The sequence below is a fragment of the Stenotrophomonas sp. RS-48 genome, assembly GCF_030053245.1.
In the GTDB taxonomy this organism is placed as follows: domain Bacteria; phylum Pseudomonadota; class Gammaproteobacteria; order Xanthomonadales; family Xanthomonadaceae; genus Stenotrophomonas; species Stenotrophomonas maltophilia_P.
In genome coordinates this window covers 50566-67501 of the sequence record NZ_JASGBV010000053.1, presented here as the reverse complement: position 1 = coordinate 67501, position 16936 = coordinate 50566, and the positions used below count along the sequence as shown (strand labels likewise).

The 16936-nt window shown below is 68.6% G+C and carries 16 protein-coding genes; 10 read left to right on the top strand and 6 right to left on the bottom strand.

Annotation, left to right across the window (positions count from 1 at the left end):
- Window positions 1-48: 48 nt before the first annotated feature.
- The 6 genes from rsfS to QMZ25_RS11190 all read right to left on the bottom strand — a co-directional run bounded on the left by rsfS (window position 49) and on the right by QMZ25_RS11190 (window position 6309).
- Entirely contained in the window at window positions 49-459 is a 411-nt protein-coding gene (gene rsfS / locus QMZ25_RS11215; protein WP_053520119.1) for a ribosome silencing factor, read from the bottom strand.
- Between the two features lie 58 nt (window positions 460-517).
- Window positions 518-1183 (bottom strand): nicotinate-nucleotide adenylyltransferase, encoded by a 666-nt coding sequence (gene nadD, locus QMZ25_RS11210; protein WP_053520120.1) that lies wholly within the window; start codon window positions 1181-1183, stop codon window positions 518-520.
- Between the two features lie 3 nt (window positions 1184-1186).
- Window positions 1187-2224: a DNA polymerase III subunit delta gene (gene holA, locus QMZ25_RS11205; RefSeq protein WP_053520121.1), complete on the bottom strand. Its 1038-nt coding sequence runs from the start codon at window positions 2222-2224 to the stop codon at window positions 1187-1189.
- An 11-nt stretch (window positions 2225-2235) separates the two neighbouring features.
- A complete protein-coding gene (gene lptE, locus QMZ25_RS11200) occupies window positions 2236-2820 on the bottom strand; it encodes an LPS assembly lipoprotein LptE (RefSeq protein WP_053520122.1) in 585 nt (194 codons plus the stop codon).
- Window positions 2821-2958: 138 nt separating this feature from the next.
- Window positions 2959-5601, bottom strand: coding sequence for a leucine--tRNA ligase (gene leuS / locus QMZ25_RS11195; protein ID WP_065181980.1), 2643 nt, complete (start codon window positions 5599-5601; stop codon window positions 2959-2961).
- Between the two features lie 105 nt (window positions 5602-5706).
- Complete coding sequence (locus QMZ25_RS11190; RefSeq protein WP_065181828.1) at window positions 5707-6309, bottom strand: DUF998 domain-containing protein; 603 nt, start codon at window positions 6307-6309, stop codon at window positions 5707-5709.
- A 123-nt stretch (window positions 6310-6432) separates the two neighbouring features.
- Between QMZ25_RS11190 and trxA the strand changes: the two genes are divergently transcribed.
- The 10 genes from trxA (at window position 6433) to QMZ25_RS11140 (ending at window position 16890) form a co-directional block, all read left to right on the top strand.
- Window positions 6433-7290 (top strand): thioredoxin, encoded by an 858-nt coding sequence (gene trxA, locus QMZ25_RS11185; protein WP_053520124.1) that lies wholly within the window; start codon window positions 6433-6435, stop codon window positions 7288-7290.
- Window positions 7291-7398: 108 nt separating this feature from the next.
- Window positions 7399-9108, top strand: coding sequence for a FecR domain-containing protein (locus QMZ25_RS11180; RefSeq protein WP_065174908.1), 1710 nt, complete (start codon window positions 7399-7401; stop codon window positions 9106-9108).
- On the top strand, window positions 9105-10730 hold the full coding sequence (locus QMZ25_RS11175; protein WP_180876102.1) for a CHASE2 domain-containing protein: 1626 nt from the start codon (window positions 9105-9107) through the stop codon (window positions 10728-10730). The genes QMZ25_RS11180 and QMZ25_RS11175 overlap by 4 nt, the downstream gene beginning before the upstream one ends.
- Window positions 10731-10811: 81 nt before the next feature.
- Complete coding sequence (locus QMZ25_RS11170) at window positions 10812-11264, top strand: DUF4442 domain-containing protein (protein WP_053520130.1); 453 nt, start codon at window positions 10812-10814, stop codon at window positions 11262-11264.
- A 54-nt stretch (window positions 11265-11318) separates the two neighbouring features.
- Entirely contained in the window at window positions 11319-12002 is a 684-nt protein-coding gene (locus tag QMZ25_RS11165; protein ID WP_053520126.1) for a DUF502 domain-containing protein, read from the top strand.
- Window positions 11999-12784, top strand: a complete 786-nt coding sequence (locus tag QMZ25_RS11160) for a queuosine precursor transporter (protein ID WP_053520127.1) — start codon at window positions 11999-12001, stop codon at window positions 12782-12784. Before QMZ25_RS11165 ends, QMZ25_RS11160 begins: the two co-directional genes overlap by 4 nt.
- Before the next feature lie 94 nt (window positions 12785-12878).
- Complete coding sequence (locus QMZ25_RS11155) at window positions 12879-14810, top strand: DUF885 family protein (protein ID WP_065181825.1); 1932 nt, start codon at window positions 12879-12881, stop codon at window positions 14808-14810.
- A gap of 16 nt (window positions 14811-14826) precedes the next feature.
- Window positions 14827-15897: a serine hydrolase domain-containing protein gene (locus tag QMZ25_RS11150; RefSeq protein ID WP_180876106.1), complete on the top strand. Its 1071-nt coding sequence runs from the start codon at window positions 14827-14829 to the stop codon at window positions 15895-15897.
- On the top strand, window positions 15894-16298 hold the full coding sequence (locus QMZ25_RS11145; protein ID WP_074899472.1) for a VOC family protein: 405 nt from the start codon (window positions 15894-15896) through the stop codon (window positions 16296-16298). Before QMZ25_RS11150 ends, QMZ25_RS11145 begins: the two co-directional genes overlap by 4 nt.
- A 148-nt stretch (window positions 16299-16446) precedes the next feature.
- Window positions 16447-16890 (top strand): DUF2147 domain-containing protein, encoded by a 444-nt coding sequence (locus QMZ25_RS11140; RefSeq protein ID WP_053519945.1) that lies wholly within the window; start codon window positions 16447-16449, stop codon window positions 16888-16890.
- Window positions 16891-16936: the final 46 nt, after the last annotated feature.

Genomic DNA, 16936 nt, shown 5'->3' with positions numbered 1-16936 from the left:
CGTCGCCGGCGCCATCGGCGCCGTCGAAGGGATGCATCAACGTGCGGCTCAGGCCACTTCGTCGTCGCTGGACGGCGGCTGGTCACCGACCGTCCACAGGCGCTCGAGGGCGTAGAACTCACGCACGCGCGGCAGCATCACGTGGACGATCACGTCGCCCAGATCGACCAGTACCCACTCGGCTTCGCGCTCGCCCTCAACCCCGAGCGGCATCACGTCGATCTTCTTGGCGAAGCGCACGACCTCGTCGGCGATCGACTTGACGTGGCGGGTCGAAGTACCCGAGACGATCACCAGGTAATCGGCAACGCTGGACCGGCCGCGCACGTCGATCTCGACCAGGTCCTTGGCCTTCAGGTCTTCGGTGGCTTGACGGACACTGGCCAGCAGTTCCGGCACGGACGGCGGCGGGCTGGGCAGATCGACCTTGATGGTCTGGGGCTGGGTCTGGTTGCTCAAAGTGGATCGACTCGATAAACGTGGGGGCGATTATACGGGGATGGCGCGGTCGCGGCATTCACGGTGTTGCCGGATGGTACAGCCGCTGCGCGGCCACGTAGTCGGCCACCGCCGGCGGCAGCAGGGCACGCCAGGGCCCTGCCGCGGCGATCTGCGCGCGCACGGCGCTGGCCGATTCCCCGCGCAACGGATGGTGCAGGCGCAGGATGCGGCCGGCCGGACTGGCAAACAGGTCCTGTTCGCTGTCGGCCCACCGCCCTTCCAGGACACGGCCGAGCTCGCCGTCGACCGAGGCCTGCAGTGGACTGCCCGGCCGCTCCGCCACCACGAAGTGGGCCAGGCCGAACAGCGCCTCCCACTCATGCCAGCCGGGCAGGCCCAGCAGGCTGTCGGCGCCGACCAGCCAGGCCAGGGGCCGGCTGGGACCGAGCTCGCCGCGCAGTTCGCGCAGGGTATCGACGGTGTAGGACGGGCGACCGGGAAAGCGCGCGGCCCGATCCAGTTCGTGCCGGTCCAGCAGCAGCCCCGGCTCGTCGCCGATGGCCAGCGACAGCATCGTGCAGCGCTGTTCGGCGGTCGCGCCGGGAACCGGGCGGTGCGGTGGATCGGCCGCCGGCAGCATCCGCACCGCGACCTGCAGCTCATCGCGCGCGGCGCGCGCGATCGCCAGGTGCCCCAGGTGCACCGGATCGAAGGTGCCCCCGTAATAGACCCGCAGGCTCATCGATCAGGCCCGGGCCAGCAGCCGCACGGCGCGCGGCTCGGCCACGGCCACCAGCAGGCGCTCCAGCGCCAGCCAGGCGTCGCCGTCGGCGCGCCCCTTGGCGATGCGGTCGACCAGCCCGGCCTCGGCCACGAAACGTTCCCAGCGCTTGCCTTCCGGATGCCGCTGCAGCGCACGCTTGTACGGTGCCTGCCGCGACTCCCAGATGCCGCGCGATTTCATCTCGGCGGCAAGGTTGCCACCGCGTGCCTGCACCCGCGCCAGCCCGGCACCTGCCAGCAGTTCCCGGATCACGATCGGCATCAGCGCGGCCACCGCCTCGCCTTCGCCGCGCAGGCCGGCAAGCATGCGCAGCACCGCCGCCGGTTGCCCGGAGAACGTGGCTTCCACCAGCCGGAATACGTCGTAGCGGGCGGCATCGGCCACCAGCGATTCCATCCGTTCCACGTCCAGCGCGTGCCCATCGGCCAGCAGCGCCAGCTTGTCGATCTCCTGCGCCGCGGCAAGCAGATTGCCCTCCACGCGCTCGGCCAGGCGCTGCACCGCGGCCGGATCCGCGCGCAGGCCTTTGCTGCGCAGGCGACGCTCGATCCAGTCGGGCAGTTCATGCGGCTTGATCGCCCAGGCCACCGACAGCACGCCGACCCGGCCCACCGCTTCAGCCCACTTGCCCTGGTGCGCCTTGCTCCATTCGTTGGCGGTGATCATCAGCACGACGTCCGGTGCCGGATCGGCGCAGAACCGGCTGATCACCTCGGCGCCGTCCTTGCCCGGCTTGCCACTGGGCAACCGCACTTCCACCAAGCGACGGGCACTGAACAGGCTCGGCGCGTTGAAGCTGGCGTCGAGCTGGCCCCAGTCGAAGTCGCGACCATCGGCGTCGAACACCTCGCGCTCACCGATGCCGGCGGCGCGCGCCCGCGCACGGACCGCGTCGGCGGCTTCCAGCACGCGCAACGTCTCAGGACCGGCGATCAGGTACACCGGCGACAGCGGGGTATCAGCGCCCTGGCTGGCCAGCTGCTCCGGACGCAGTTCCATGCCGGTCCCGGTCAGGGCTTGATGGCCGGTGCCGGTGTCGGCTCGGCCGGAACCGCAGGATCGACCGGCTTCGGCGCGGACAGGCTGCCCCCCTTCGCGACTTCGGCACGGACCACGCTGTCGATGCGGCGGATGATCGAGGCCGACATTTCCCGGCGCAGTTCATCGGCCAGGATCTCGCGCTCGGTGGTGGTACCGGTCGCGTCGGTGGGCGGCGACACGTAGTCGCGCGACAGTTCGATCACCTGCTGCGGCACCAGTTCGCTGCCATCCTCGCGACGGAAGATGAAGATCACCGCGTAGCGCAGGCTGTATTCCTGCGCACGACCCTGCGAGTCGATCGCGATCGGCAGGTCGCCCCAGCGTTCGGACAACACCTGCAGCTGGGTGCTGGGTTCGTTGCCATCCTCGCTTGCCAGCTTGGCGCCGGACGCCTGCAGACTGCGGTTGAGCAGCTTGACCAGTTCACTGTACGGGGCCGTGGAGACCACCTTCACCGGCGCGGTGTCGGTCGGCAACATCAGCTTGTTGCGCAGATGGAAGCCACAGCCGGCAAGGCCGAGGACAAGAACGAGGGCAAGCAGGAGTCGGGTCATGGAGAGCAGTCTGGCGGAGCCGGGCGATCACGGCAACAGACAGCGTGCCCGAGACCGCGTGAACGCAGGGCCATCAACCGCATGCCCCCCGCGTTGCTGGAACACCGGCCGCCGGGAGGGCGGCCGGTGCGGGGTACATCAGGCGGCGACGATGTTCACGATCTTGCCCGGGACGATGATGATCTTGCGCACCGTCAGGCCTTCCATGAACTTCGCTGCATTCGGCTCGGCCAGGGCCAGCGCCTCGACCTGCTCGCGAGCGGCATCGGCGGCCACTTCGATGGTGCCGCGCAGCTTGCCGTTGACCTGCACGGCCAGGGTCAGCGCGTCGCGCACCAGCGCGCTGGCGTCGGCCTGCGGGAACGGCTGGTCCTCCAGCAGCGTCTCGCCATGGCCAAGCACCTGCCACAGGGCGTGGCTGGCATGCGGGGTGATCGGATTCAGCAGCAGCACGATGGCCTGCAGTGCTTCCTGGCGCACCGCGCGGCCCTGTTCGCTGCCGTCCTCGAACTTGGCCAGCGCGTTCATCAGTTCCATCACCGCAGCGATCGCGGTGTTGAAGCTGTGGCGGCGGCCATAGTCGTCGCCGACCTTGCCGATGGTCTCGTGGGTCTTGCGGCGCAGCGCCTTCTGGCCACCGTCCAGCGCGGCCACGTCCAGCGCGGGGGCGGCACCCTCGGCGGCATGCTTCTGCACCTGGGCCCACAGGCGGCGCAGGAAGCGGGCCATGCCGTCCACGCCGGCCTCGTTCCACTCCAGCGACTGTTCCGGCGGTGCGGCGAACATCGAGAACAGCCGCACGGTGTCGGCGCCATACTTGCCGACCATCGCCTGCGGGTCCACGCCGTTGTTCTTCGACTTGGACATCTTCTCGGTGCCACCGACCACCACCGGCTGACCGTCGGCGATCAGGGTCGCGCCGGTGATGCGGCCGCGCTCGTCACGCTGCACTTCCACGTCGGCGGGATTGATCCAGTCCTTGGAACCGTCCGGGTTCGGACGGTAATAGGTCTCGGCGATCACCATGCCCTGGCACAGCAGATTGCGGGCCGGTTCGTTGCTGTCCACCATCCGCGCGTCACGCAGCAGCTTGTGGTAGAAGCGGAAGTACATCAGATGCAGGATCGCGTGCTCGATGCCACCGATGTACTGGTCCACCGGCAGCCAGTAGTTGCCGCGCTTGTCCACGGCATCACGCGCGCCCGGCGAGGTGTAGCGCGCGTAGTACCAGCTCGACTCCATGAAGGTGTCGAAGGTATCGGTCTCGCGCTCGGCTGCACCGCCGCACTCCGGGCAGGTGGTCTTGCGCCACTCCGGGTCGGTCTTGATCGGCGAACCGGTGCCGGAGAACGCGACGTCCTCCGGCAGCACCACCGGCAGCTGCTCTTCCGGCACCGGTACCGCGCCGCACTTGGCGCAGTAGATCACCGGAATCGGGCAGCCCCAGTAGCGCTGGCGGCTCACGCCCCAGTCGCGCAGGCGGTAGTTGACGCGGCGCTGCCCCTGCGCCTTGCGCTCGAAACGCTCGGCCAGGGCTTCAAAGGCGCCCTGGAAATCCAGCCCGTCGAACTCGGCCGAATTGATCAGTTCGAAGGCACGGTTCTTGTCGCTGTACCAGTCCTGCCAGCGCGCGCCATCCCAATTGCGCTCGTCGTCATTGCGCGGATCCTTCAGCGCGATGACCTGCACGATCGGCAGGCCGTACTTGTTGGCCACTTCGTTGTCGCGCTGGTCATGGCCGGGCACGGCCATCACCGCACCGGTGCCATAGCCCATCAGCACGAAGTTGGCGACCCACACCGGCACCTTCTCGCCGGTGACCGGATGGATGGCGCGCAGGCCGGTATCCATGCCGCGCTTTTCCTGGGTTTCCAGCTCGGCCTCGGACACGCCGCCCTGCTTCATTTCCGACAGCAGCGCGGCCAGTTCCGGATTGTTCTTCGCTGCGTGCAGCGCCAGCGGGTGCTCGGCGGCGATCGAGACGAAGGTCACGCCCATCACGGTGTCCGGGCGGGTGGTGAACACCCGCAGCGGATCCAGCGCGCTGCCATCGACGTCGCGCACGTCGAACTGGATCTCCAGGCCCTCGGAACGACCGATCCAGTTGCGCTGCATGGTCTTGACCGATTCCGGCCAGCCGTCCAGCTCGTCCAGGCCGTCCAGCAGCTCCTGGGCGTAATCGGTGATGCGCAGGAACCACTGCGGAATCTCACGCTTCTCGACCAGCGCACCGGAACGCCAGCCACGGCCGTCGATGACCTGCTCGTTGGCCAGCACGGTCTGGTCGACCGGGTCCCAGTTCACCACCGCGTTGCGGCGGTAGGCCAGGCCCTTGCGCATCAGACGGGTGAACATGCGCTGCTCGTGGACGTAATAGTCCGGGCGGCAGGTGGCGAACTCGCGCGACCAGTCGATGGCATAGCCCAGCGACTTCAGCTGGCTGCGCATGTGGTCGATGTTCTTGTAGGTCCACGCCGCCGGCGCGGTTTTGTTCTTGATCGCCGCGTTTTCCGCCGGCAGGCCGAACGCGTCCCAGCCCATCGGCTGCAGCACGTTGTGGCCGGTCATGCGCTTGTAGCGGCTGATCACGTCACCGATCGTGTAATTGCGCACGTGCCCCATGTGCAGCGCACCGGACGGGTACGGAAGCATCGACAGGCAGTAGTACTTCGGCTTGTCGGAAGTCTCGTCGACCTCGAACGCGCGGGTGGCGTCCCAGTACTGCTGGGCGGCGGATTCAACCTGCTGCGGGTCGTAGGCGTTGGGTTCAGCGCTGGTCATGGAACACGCGGATGCGGCGGCAAAGCGGTACAGCGTACCGCAGTGCGGCAAACGTCTCCAATCCTGTCCGACGGCTGTGGGCCCGGTGGCGGCCCCGCGACCGTCTCAACGGGCCCGCGACAGCGGCAGCGCCAACGCCAGCCAGACCGCCCAGCAGGCGAAGGCCAGCCGCTGCGACAGAGGCGCCGGCAGCACGCCCTGCAGGGCGAAGGCTGCCAACGCGGCAACCACACCACAGGCCAGCGCCACCCCGCCCAATGCCCGGCCCTGTGTGTCGCGCAGGCGCGCCGTGCCCAGCAGCAGGGCGCCGGCAACGAAGCCCAGCACCCATACCATCCAGGCGCTGGCATGCAGCTGGCTGGCCAGCCCGTGCAGGTCATCCACATCCAGCGGCAGCACGCCCATGGCGGCGAACGCCAGGCCGGCCAGCAGCAGCATCTGGCTGCCCACACGCGGGGCCCAGCCCGCGGTGGCCGGCAGCTGCCGGCGCAGGCATTCGGCCACCACCACCGCCAGCAGGCCCGGCAGCATGAAGCCCAGCAGATTGAAGCCCAGGGCATGCGGCATCCCCTGCGCGCCCAGCAACGCCACCGGATGGCGGGCCTGCGCATAGCCGTCGAGCCCGGCACCGAAGCCGATGACCGCAGCCACGAAGACGAGTGCGGCGATCACGCCCGACAGGCGCAGCAAGGGGGACGGCGACGACATGCAGGCTCCACGACAGCGGCAACAGGAAGGCCGCATTGTCGGCCATTTGCAGCGGCCCGGGTTGAGACGGACAGGTTCCGCCACCATAGAATCCCTCTCCAGATGCCAAGCGATGCCTCCTCCATGACCGAGACGACCTACGTATTCGACGCCACCACTGCGACCTTCGAGGCCGAAGTCCTGCAGAAGTCGCTGCAGACGCCGGTGCTGGTCGATTTCTGGGCCACCTGGTGCGGTCCGTGCAAGACCCTGGGACCGATGCTGGAAAAGCTGGCCGGCGAGTACAACGGCGCCTTTGAGCTGGCCAAGGTCGATGTCGACAAGGAACAGCAGATCGCTGCCGCCTTCCAGATCCGCTCGGTGCCGACCGTGTTCCTGGTCAAGGACGGGCAGCTGGTGGACGGCTTCCCCGGCGCCATCCCGGAGGGCCAACTGCGCGAGTTCCTGGCCCAGCACGGCATCGTCCCCGCCGATGTCGGCGATACGGTCAGCGAGGAGGAAGCACCGCTGGACCCACAGGCACAGGTGGACGTGCTGCGCGCGCAGATCGCCGCCGAACCGGACAAGGACGAGCTGAAGCTCGACCTGGCCCTGGCCCTGCTGCAGATCGGCGGCGTGGATGAAGCCGGTACGCTGATCGACCGCCTGCCGGCCAACCTGGCCACCGACGACCGCGCCGTGCGCGCCCGTGCACGCCTGGCCTTCGCGTCCGCACTCAAGGACGCCCCGGCCGCCGAGGTGCTCGAATCACGCATCGCCGCCGATGGCAGCGACCTCAAGGCGCGCCATCTGCGGGGCGTGCAGCTGCTGCTGGAGGGCCAGGACGAGGCGGCCCTGGCCCAGTTCCTGGAAATGCTGCGGATCGACCGCGGTTTCGAGGACGGATTGCCGCGCAGGACCCTGATCGACGCCTTCAATGTGATCTCCGACGAGGACCTGGTCGGGCAGTACCGCAGGAAGATGGCCTCGCTGCTGTTCTGAACGGAAGCCTGTCCCGTTCAGAATCCCTGCACTGAACGCGGGCGATAATGTGATCGATGGCGGCCGTTCGGCCGCCGCGATCCATTCGGGGGGATGAGGGTCGGGGCCATTGGGTCTTGCTGCTGCGCCTCCGCATTGCCGGGACTGCAAACTGTGACCTTCGTCCGCACTTCGCCTTTCATTACGCGTCTCCAACGTGTCCTGCTGTGTGCCCTCCTGCTGCTGCCGGCCATCGCCGCCGCACAGGACTGGAACTACCGGGTCCGTCCCGGTGACACCCTCTGGGACCTGGGTGGCCTGTACCTGAAGCCTTCCGTGCCCTGGCAACAGCTGCAGCAGCACAACCGCATCGCCAATCCCTATCAGCTGCCGCCGGGCCAGCTGCTGCGCTTCCCGATCAGCTGGCTGCGCACCGAGCCTGCGCCGGCACGGGTCCTGTCCGTGCGCGGCAAGGTCGGGCTGGTGGGCGGCGATGGCAGCGCCACCCGCGCGGTGCGGGCCGGAGAGCAGCTGCGCATCGGCGACACCGTGGAAACCGAAGGCGACTCCAGCATCACCCTCGAATTCGCCGATGCCTCGCGGTTGCAGCTGCGCGAGTATTCGCGCCTGCGCCTGGACCAGCTCAGCCGCTACGGCCGCACCGGCATGGTCGATACCCGCCTGCGCCTGCAGCAGGGCCGCGCCAGCAACCGGGTCACCCCGGCACGTGGCCCGGCATCGCGCTACATCATCGATGCACCGACGGCGACCAGCAGCGTGCGCGGCACGGTCTTCCGCGTCAGCGCCGGCGATGGCGATGCCGGCCGGATCGGTGCCACCGAAGTGCTGGAAGGACGGGTGCAGGTCGCCAACACCCACGGCCAGCGCCTTGTCCGTCCGGGCCAGGCCAGCCGCAACGCCAGCGCCGACAAGGCGCCCGCCGCCGTGGCCGCGCTGCTGCCGGCGCCGACGCTGCGCCAGGATGAGCTGAGACTGGCCCCCCTGCCGAGCCTGCTGGCCTGGGACCCGGTCGCCGGGGCCGACCACTACCGGGTGGAGGTGGTGCAGGCGGCTACCCCGGAAATCCTGCTGTTCGCCGCCACCACCGCCGACACGCGACTGGCGATCGGCGATCTGCCGCCCGGCGAGCTGCGTGTGCTGCTGCGTGCGGTCGACGCACAGGGCGTGGAGGGCCTGGACGCCAGTGCCGACTTCGAACTCAGCGACCAACCGCCGCCGCCGTTGACCGTCTCTCCGCTGCACGGCCAGACCGTCAACAGCGATCGCCCCCGGTTCCGCTGGACCCAGGCCCCGGGCGCGAGCAGCAGCGTGCTGCAGGTCGCTGCAGAACCGACGTTCACGCAGCCGCTGCAGGAGCAGGCCAGCACCGGTACCGACCTGCGCCTGGCGCAGCCCCTGCCGCCGGGCCAGTACTACTGGCGCGTTGCCTCGCGCGATGACAACGGCCACCAGGGGCGCTATGGACAAGCGCTGCCACTGCAGCTGACCAACGAACCGGTGGACCCTGCCCTGCAGCCGCCCGAGGCGGCGCATGGCCAACTGACCCTGCGCTGGCAGGCCGGCAGCGAAGGCCAGCGCTACCGCGTGCAGGTGGATCGTCGTGGCGACTTCGCCAGCCCGATGCTCGATGAAACCGTCGAGCAGCCCCAGGTCAGCTTCAAGCGGCCATGGAGCGGCACCCTGCACGTGCGCGTGCAGTACATCGACGACGACGGGCACGCAGGCGATTTCTCGCCCGCGCAGCAGGTCAAGCTGCCCTGCCGCCTGTGCTACGGCGCCGGCGGCGGCGGTGCGCTGCTGCTCTGGCTGTTGTTATGAGGCGTTCGCCGCTTCCATGGTCCCGACGGATCGCACTGGCCGTGCTGGCCGGTGTGCTGACGGCCGTGGCCAGCCATGGCCAGTGGCTGTGGCGCCAGGATGAAGCGGCCTACGACGCGATGGTCGGCGGCTGGGACTATCGACCCGACCCCAGCGTGCTGATCATCGCCATCGACGAAGGCAGCCTGCAGCGCATCGGCCAATGGCCATGGCCGCGCTCGGTACATGCGCGCCTGCTTGATCGCCTTACCGACGCCGGCGCCGAACGCATCGCACTGGACCTGATGCTGTCAGAACCCGACCGCCGCGACAGCCGCCAGGACGAAATCCTGGCCGCCGCGATCCGGCGCAATGGCCACGTCGTACTGCCCGTGCTGGCGGCGCCGGCAGCCGGCGACCGCATGGCCGAGGAACTGCTGCCCATTCCACTGATCGCGGCCAGCGCTGCGGCGATCGGCCACAGCGATGTCGAAGTGGATGGCGATGGCGTCGCCCGTGGGGTGTACCTGCGCGCCGGCATCGGCCAGCCGCATTGGCCTGCGCTGGGCCTGGCCCTGGCCGGACTGCCCGCCAGCGCGATCGACGGCCTGCCGGATCCCGAGCCGGAGGTCGATTCCCCCTATCAGTGGCGCCGCGACGATTACGTGCGGGTGCGCTACGCCGGCCCGCCGGAACGATTGCCGCAGGTGTCCTATGCCGACGTGCTCGAGGGCCACGTGGACATGGCGATGCTGCATGGGCGACGCATCGTGGTCGGAATGACCGCCAGCGGCATCGCCCCGCGCCTGCTCACGCCGACCACGCGCGAGTACTGGATGAGCGGCAGCGAGTACCAGGCCAACATCGCCTCGATGCTGCTGCAGGGCAGGCAGATCCACGTCCTGCCACGGTTCTGCCAGGACGCCATCGGTGGCCTGCTGGTGGCGCTGTGCGTGATCCTCCTCGGCCTGCGCCTGCCCTGGCTGACGGCGCTCTGTTCGCTGCCGCTGGCCCCGCTGCTGAGCTGGGCGCTGCTGCGCGCCGGCAACCTGTGGTGGGCACCGGCCAGCGCGATGCTGGGCATCGTGCTGGTGCTGCTGGCCTGGGCGATATGGCGGATCGCGGCCTGGCACCGGCTGGCCAACCGTGATGCGCTGACCGGCCTGGGCAACCGGCTGCGTTTCGAACAGTCGCTGCAGCAAGAATGCGATGCCGCACGGCGCAGCGGCAAGCCGCTCACGCTCGCGCTGATCGACGTCGATCACTTCAAGCACCACAACGACCGTCACGGTCACCAGGTCGGCGATCGCGTACTGCGCGAAGTGGCGCAGCAGATCGCCGCGCACGCGCGTCGCCCGCGCGACAAGGCGGCACGCTACGGCGGCGACGAGTTCGCGCTGGTGCTGCCGGATACGCCGGCCGAGGGCGCGCGGCAGGTGATCGAAGACCTCATCCAGAGCATCCGCGCCCTGCCCGCACCGGGCGAAGGCCATGGCGGCGGCATCACCCTGACCATCGGCGTCTATACCCGCATCCCCAACGGCGAGCTGCAACCCCACCATTTCGTGGAAGGTGCCGACGCGGCGCTGTACCAGGCCAAGGCCAATGGTCGCGACGGCTACGTGATCGACGCCGCAGGGTGACACGCGCCGCGCCGCGCACAGCTATAACATACGCATGCGAATGGTTAGACTTGGGGCCCGCCCTCCGCCGTCGCGATGCACATGAACGCCCGCCTGTTCCGTTTCGGCATCAACCTGTGGCCGCCCTTCCTGTTCACCGGCATCCACGTCACCCGGGTCAGCCCGGACTACCGGCAGATCGACGTCGAGCTGCGCCAGCGCCCCTGGAACCGCAACTACGTGGGCACCCACTTCGGTGGCAGCCTGTTTGCGATGACCGACCCGTTCTGGATGCTGGGCCTGCTGCATATTCTCGGCCGCGACTACTACGTGTGGGACCGCGCCGGCGCGATCGACTTCCTCAAGCCGGGGCGCGGTACCGTGCGCACATCGTTCCGCATCGACGATGCGCTGCTGGACGAACTGCGCGCCGACGCTGCCGGCGGCGGCAAAGTGCTGCGCTGGTTCAGCAACGAGGTGGTCGACGAAAGCGGCGAGGTGGTCGCCCAGGTGCGCAAGCAGGTCTACCTGCGGCTGAAGCCGCACGCTCGCTGATCCCGGCGGCATTCCCCCGCATCATCGGCAAGCGCTGGCCGCTACAATGCGCCCATGTCGCTCGAAGCCCCCTCCCTGGTCCCCCGCCCCTCCCTGCAGCGCCTGTTCCTGACCGGCCTGCTGACCCTGCTGCCGATCTGGCTCACCTGGGTCGTGGTCAAATTCGTGTTCGTGCTGCTGTCGGGCATCTCCAGCCCGCTGGTGGTGCCCCTGTCGGAGCAGATCGCGACCAGCTTCCCGCATTACCTGGGCTGGGTGCGCGCGGAGTGGATCCAGAACACCATCGCGCTGCTGGCGACGCTGCTGGTGATCCTGGCCGTGGGCGTGGCCAGCCGCCGCGTGCTCGGCCAGCGCCTGCTGCGCTGGATCGGCGCGGTGATCAAGCGGATCCCGCTGGCCAGCATCATCTACGACAGCGCCAAGAAGCTGCTGGACATGCTGCAGACCGAACCCGGCAGCACGCAGCGCGTCGTGCTGATCGACTTCCCGCACCGCGACATGAAGTCGGTCGGCCTGGTCACGCGGGTGATCAAGGAACACGGTACGGACCGCGAACTGGCAGCGGTGTACGTGCCGACCACGCCGAACCCGACGTCCGGCTATCTTGAAATCGTGCCGGTGGAACTGCTCACACCCACCGACTGGACCGTGGACCAGGCGATGAGCTTCATCATTTCCGGTGGTGCTGTGGCGCCAGCCAGCGTGCCGTTCACCCGCGCGGGCGAACGCACCGAATGAGCACGACGCCGGTCGAGCGCCCGCTGCAGGACCGCGCGGTCCTGCTGTTCATCGTGCTGGCCGCGTTCTTCTGCGGCAATGCCGTGCTGGCCGAGCTGATCGGAGTGAAGATCTTCGCGCTGGAAGACACGCTCGGCATCGACCCGCTGAACTGGAATCTGTTCGGCCAGACCGGATCGTTGAGCTTCACCGCCGGCACACTGCTGTGGCCGGTGGTGTTCATCATGACCGACACCATCAACGAGTTCTTCGGCAAGCGCGGGGTGCGTTTCATCTCGTGGTTGGCGGTGGTGCTGATCGCCTACGGCTTCCTGTTCGCTTTCGCGGCGATCTCGCTGGCGCCGGCCAGCTGGTGGGTCACCTCGATGAACGCCCATGGCGTGCCCGACTACCAGGCCGCGTTCGCCGCGGTGTTCGGCCAGGGCATGTGGACCATTGCTGGTTCGCTGGTGGCCTTCCTGCTCGGCCAGCTGATCGACGTGGCCGTGTTCCACAGGATCCGGCAGGCCACCGGCGAGCGCCACGTCTGGTTGCGCGCTACCGGTTCCACCGCGGTCTCGCAGCTGGTGGACAGCTTCGTGGTGATCTGGATCGCTTTCGTGCTCGGCCCGCAGCAGTGGCCGACATCGCTGTTCCTGGCGGTGAGCAGCGTCAACTACGTCTACAAGATGGGCTTTGCGATCGCCCTGATTCCCCTGCTGTACCTGATGCGCCGTGCGATCACCCGATACCTGGGTGTCGAGCGCGCGGCCGCGCTGCGGGCTGCGGCCGCGGCTGACTGAAGACCCAGCGGGCGCCAGCTGACTGCGCCCCCGCGCTGGCCGTACGCGGCCGGATCGTGCAAGCTCCACGGTCTGTGTTCCACGGAAGCTCCTGATGCCGTATTCCACCCGCGCCCTGGCCGCCGCCATTGCCGCGTTGTTCCTGTTCAGCGCCGTTCCGTCGGCCGAAGCTGCGAAGAAGAAGGCCAGCCGGCCCGCTGCGACGCAGAGCCGTCCGGCGGCCAAGCCCAAGGCGCGGCCCAGCACGCGCGCCACCGCACCGGCACGCAGCGCCACCCGCTCCCCCGCGCGCCCGGTCGCCGCCGCCCGCACTGTGCCCAAAACGGTCCAGCTGGAGCGCCTCTATGACGAATACTGGGATGCGTCGATGCGGTTGAACCCGCTGCAGGCGACCTTCCAGGGCGAAACCCGCTACAACGACCAGCTGCCGAACATCCTGTCCGCGGCGTGGCGCCAGCAGTCGCATGACTTCACCGTGGAGTGGCTGGGCAAGGTCGAGAAGATCGGCAGCGACGGCCTGCAGGGCCAGGACCTGCTGAGCTACGAGATCTTCGTGCGCGACGCGCGCGCGACCTTGGCCGCCGAGCCGTATCCCAGCTGGATGATGCCGATCAGCCAGTACTACAACGTCGGCAGCATCATGGCCATTCTCGGTGCCGGCGCGGGTGCGCAGCCGTTCAATACCGTGCAGGACTACGACACCTGGTCGCGCCGCTCGCTGGGCATTCCGGCGCTGTTCGACCAGGCCATCGACAACATGCGCCAGGGCATGAAGGCCGGTGTGGTGCAGCCGCGCGACCTGATGGAAAAAGTGCTGCCGCAGCTGGATGCGGTGATCAAGCCGACCGCCGAGGAAAGCATCTTCTGGTCGCCGATCCGGACCATGCCGGAGTCGATTTCCGCCGAGGACAAGGCGCGCATCAGTGCCGAGTACAAGCGCATGATCGAACTGCGCATCATGCCGTCCTACCGCGCCCTGCGCGGCTTCATCGCCACCGAGTACCTGCCGGCCACGCGGACCAGCAGCGGTCTGGGCGCCCTGCCCAATGGCCAGGCGTGGTACGCCAACCTGATCGTGCAGACCACGGCCAGCGAACAGACACCCGCGCAATGGCATGCGCTCGGCGAACAGCGCGTGCAGGAGCTGCAGGCGCAGATCGCCGCAGTGATGAAGGATGCGAAGCTGCGCGGCACGCCGACCAAGCTTCTGCGCAGCATGCGCAGTGATCGCCAGTTCCAGTATGGCGACGCCAACGCGCTGCTCGGCCGCTACCGCCAGGTGCAGCAGCAGGTCGCCACGCGCCTGCCGCAGGTGCTCGACACGCTGCCGAAGGCTGCCCTGGACATCCGTGCAGTGGAGCCCGAGCGTGCGCTCACCGCGGCCGCGGCCTCCTACCAGCCGACACAGCCCGGCGAGGCCGGGGTGCTGTACGTGAACACCCGCGACCTGCCTAGCCGCAAGCGCTGGAACGTGCCGGTGCAGTACCTGCATGAAGGCATTCCCGGCCACCACGTGCAGTTGGGTCTGCAGCAGGAGCTGGCCAAGCAGCCGCGCTTCCGGCGTGCCGGCGGCGACCTGGCCTTCATCGAAGGCTGGGGCCTGTACTCGGAAACGCTGGGGGAAACGCTGGGCGTCTACACCGATCCCTACGATCGCATCGGCTATCTCTCCTCGCGCCTGCTGCGCGCAGCGCGCGTGGTCGCCGACACCGGCGTGCATGCCCAGGGCTGGAGCAAGCAGCAGGCCGTCGCCTACCTGCAGAAGACCGTGGACATGAGCAGCGATGATGCCAATGCCGAAGTGGAGCGGATCATGGCCCAGCCGGCGCAGGCGCTGTCCAACGTCGCCGGCCTGACCACCCTGCTGGCACTGCGCGACAAGGCCAAGGCACGCCAGGGTGCAGCATTCGACCTGCGCCGTTTCCATGCCGAACTGCTGAAGGACGGCTCGATGCCGCTGGACGTGCTGGAGCGGAAGATGGAACGATGGCTGTCACAACCGCCGGGGTCCGCGCCCACCCCCTGATCGCCACGGAGCCCTCATGCGTCCCGCCACCGTCGTGTTCGCTGCCGTACTGGCCCTGCTGCCGCAGGCCGCGCCTGCCGCACCGGCGGTGATGCCGCCGGATGCGGGCATCGATGGCCTGATGCAGGCCTACGATGGCCAGGTGCCGGGAGCAGCGGTACTGGTGCTGCACGACGGGCAGGCGGTGTTCCGCCGCGGGTACGGCTTGGCGGTGGTGGAAGATGGCACCGCGGTGACCGCGGCCAGCAATTTCCGGCTGGCCTCGGTGAGCAAGCAGTTCACCGCCGCCGCCGTGCTGCTGCTGGTGGAAGAGGGCCGCCTGGGCCTGGACCAGCCAGTGCGACGCTGGCTGCCGGAACTTCCCACTGCGGCGTCCTCCGTCACCCTCCGTCACCTGCTGTCGCATACCAGCGGTCTGCCCGACTATGAGGGCCTGATGGACCCCGCCGACAGCCGCCAGGTGCACGATGCGGACGTGCTGGCGCTGCTCGCACGCGAGGACCGGCTGGATTTCACACCGGGCACTGCGTACCGCTACAGCAACAGCGGATATGCGCTGCTGGCGCTGATCGTCGGGCGCGCGTCGGGCCAGGATTTCGCCACCTTCCTGCAGCAGCGGATCTTCGGCCCGCTGCACATGACCCACACCGTCGCCCACCAGGACGGCGTCGATACGGTCACTGCGCGGGCCTACGGCTACAGCTGGCTCGACGGTCGCTGGCAGCGCACCGACCAGAGCACCACCAGTGCCGTGCTGGGTGATGGTGGCATCTATTCCTCGCTGGACGACCTCGCCCGCTGGGATGCCGCACTGTACGACGACCGCCTGCTGTCAGCCGCATCGCGGCGGGCCATGTTCAGCCCGGCCACCGCAACCACCGAACCGGACGTACCGCATTACGGCTTCGGCTGGCGCCTCAACGGCCGCATGCAGTGGCACAGCGGCGAGAGCATCGGCTTCCGCAACGTCATCCTGCGCTATCCGGACCGGCATCTGACAGTGATCGTGCTGAGCAACCGCAACGACCCCGAACCCTATCCGCTGGCGCTGAAGATCGCCCAGCGCTGGCTGGACATCCTGCAATGACCGACGCTCCGACCGCCCTGCTGGGCATCCATCATGCCGCGCTGATCTGCAGCGACTATGCGCGCTCGAAGGATTTCTACGTGCGCATCCTCGGCCTGCGCGTACTGGCCGAGAACCACCGTGCCGCGCGCGATTCGTGGAAGCTGGACCTGGCACTGCCCGATGGCGGCCAGCTGGAACTGTTCTCGTTCCCGTCACCCCCCCCCCGGCCCAGCCGCCCGGAGGCACAGGGCCTGCGTCACCTGGCCTTCCGCGTGGCCGCGCTGGAGCCATTCATCCAGCGCCTGGCCAGCTGCGGCGTGGACTGCGAACCGGTCCGCGTGGACGAATACACCGGCCGCCGCTTCACCTTCTTCGCCGACCCGGACGGCCTGCCGCTGGAACTCTACGAAGTCGGCTGATGGCTCGGGGTCAGATCCCTTTTCCATCGGGAAAGGATCTGGCCCCACTCACCTGCTCGACCCGGCACCCCCTTCCCCATACCCCGCCGAATGGGTATACAGTCGGCGTGTACCGGCACCGTGCCGGAATGAACCCTGGGAGGGGACCATGCGCAAGACCTTCAAGACCCTGCTGCTGGCGCTGCCGCTGTGCCTGGCGGCGCTCTCGGCGCAGGCCGCCGATGGCGCGGCCGGCCGCTGGAAGACCATCGACGACAAGACCGGCCAGGTGAAGTCCATCGTCGAGATCAGCCAGGCCGCCAACGGCACGCTGTCCGGCAAGGTGGTGGACATTCTGCACTCGGACAAGGGTCCGAACCCGGTCTGCGATGGCTGTGAGGGTGCCAACAGGAACAAACCGGTGAAGGGCATGACCATCCTCTGGAACCTGAAGGCCGACGGCGCCAGCAAGTGGTCCGGCGGCACCATCCTCGACCCCGCCAACGGCAAGACCTACAAGTCGAAGATGGAACTGCAGCCGGGTGGCAACAAGCTGGACGTCTCCGGCTGCATCGCCTTCATCTGCCGGGCGCAGACCTGGGTACGCGAGTAAGCCACCGGCCCGTCCGTGCATTCCCGTGACCCGGCCCCGGCCGGGT

Excerpts from the sequence above, each read along its gene's own strand:
- QMZ25_RS11150 (WP_180876106.1), top strand. The coding sequence starts at position 14,827 with ATGCGTCCCGCCACCGTCGTGTTCGCTGCCGTACTGGCCCTGCTGCCG.
- trxA (WP_053520124.1), top strand. The coding sequence starts at position 6,433 with ATGACCGAGACGACCTACGTATTCGACGCCACCACTGCGACCTTCGAG.
- QMZ25_RS11170 (WP_053520130.1), top strand. The coding sequence starts at position 10,812 with ATGAACGCCCGCCTGTTCCGTTTCGGCATCAACCTGTGGCCGCCCTTC.
- QMZ25_RS11140 (WP_053519945.1), top strand. The coding sequence starts at position 16,447 with ATGCGCAAGACCTTCAAGACCCTGCTGCTGGCGCTGCCGCTGTGCCTG.
- nadD (WP_053520120.1), bottom strand. The coding sequence starts at position 1,183 with ATGAGCCTGCGGGTCTATTACGGGGGCACCTTCGATCCGGTGCACCTG.
- QMZ25_RS11175 (WP_180876102.1), top strand. The coding sequence starts at position 9,105 with ATGAGGCGTTCGCCGCTTCCATGGTCCCGACGGATCGCACTGGCCGTG.
- lptE (WP_053520122.1), bottom strand. The coding sequence starts at position 2,820 with ATGACCCGACTCCTGCTTGCCCTCGTTCTTGTCCTCGGCCTTGCCGGC.
- QMZ25_RS11145 (WP_074899472.1), top strand. The coding sequence starts at position 15,894 with ATGACCGACGCTCCGACCGCCCTGCTGGGCATCCATCATGCCGCGCTG.
- QMZ25_RS11190 (WP_065181828.1), bottom strand. The coding sequence starts at position 6,309 with ATGTCGTCGCCGTCCCCCTTGCTGCGCCTGTCGGGCGTGATCGCCGCA.
- QMZ25_RS11165 (WP_053520126.1), top strand. The coding sequence starts at position 11,319 with ATGTCGCTCGAAGCCCCCTCCCTGGTCCCCCGCCCCTCCCTGCAGCGC.
- QMZ25_RS11155 (WP_065181825.1), top strand. The coding sequence starts at position 12,879 with ATGCCGTATTCCACCCGCGCCCTGGCCGCCGCCATTGCCGCGTTGTTC.
- QMZ25_RS11160 (WP_053520127.1), top strand. The coding sequence starts at position 11,999 with ATGAGCACGACGCCGGTCGAGCGCCCGCTGCAGGACCGCGCGGTCCTG.
- leuS (WP_065181980.1), bottom strand. The coding sequence starts at position 5,601 with ATGACCAGCGCTGAACCCAACGCCTACGACCCGCAGCAGGTTGAATCC.
- holA (WP_053520121.1), bottom strand. The coding sequence starts at position 2,224 with ATGGAACTGCGTCCGGAGCAGCTGGCCAGCCAGGGCGCTGATACCCCG.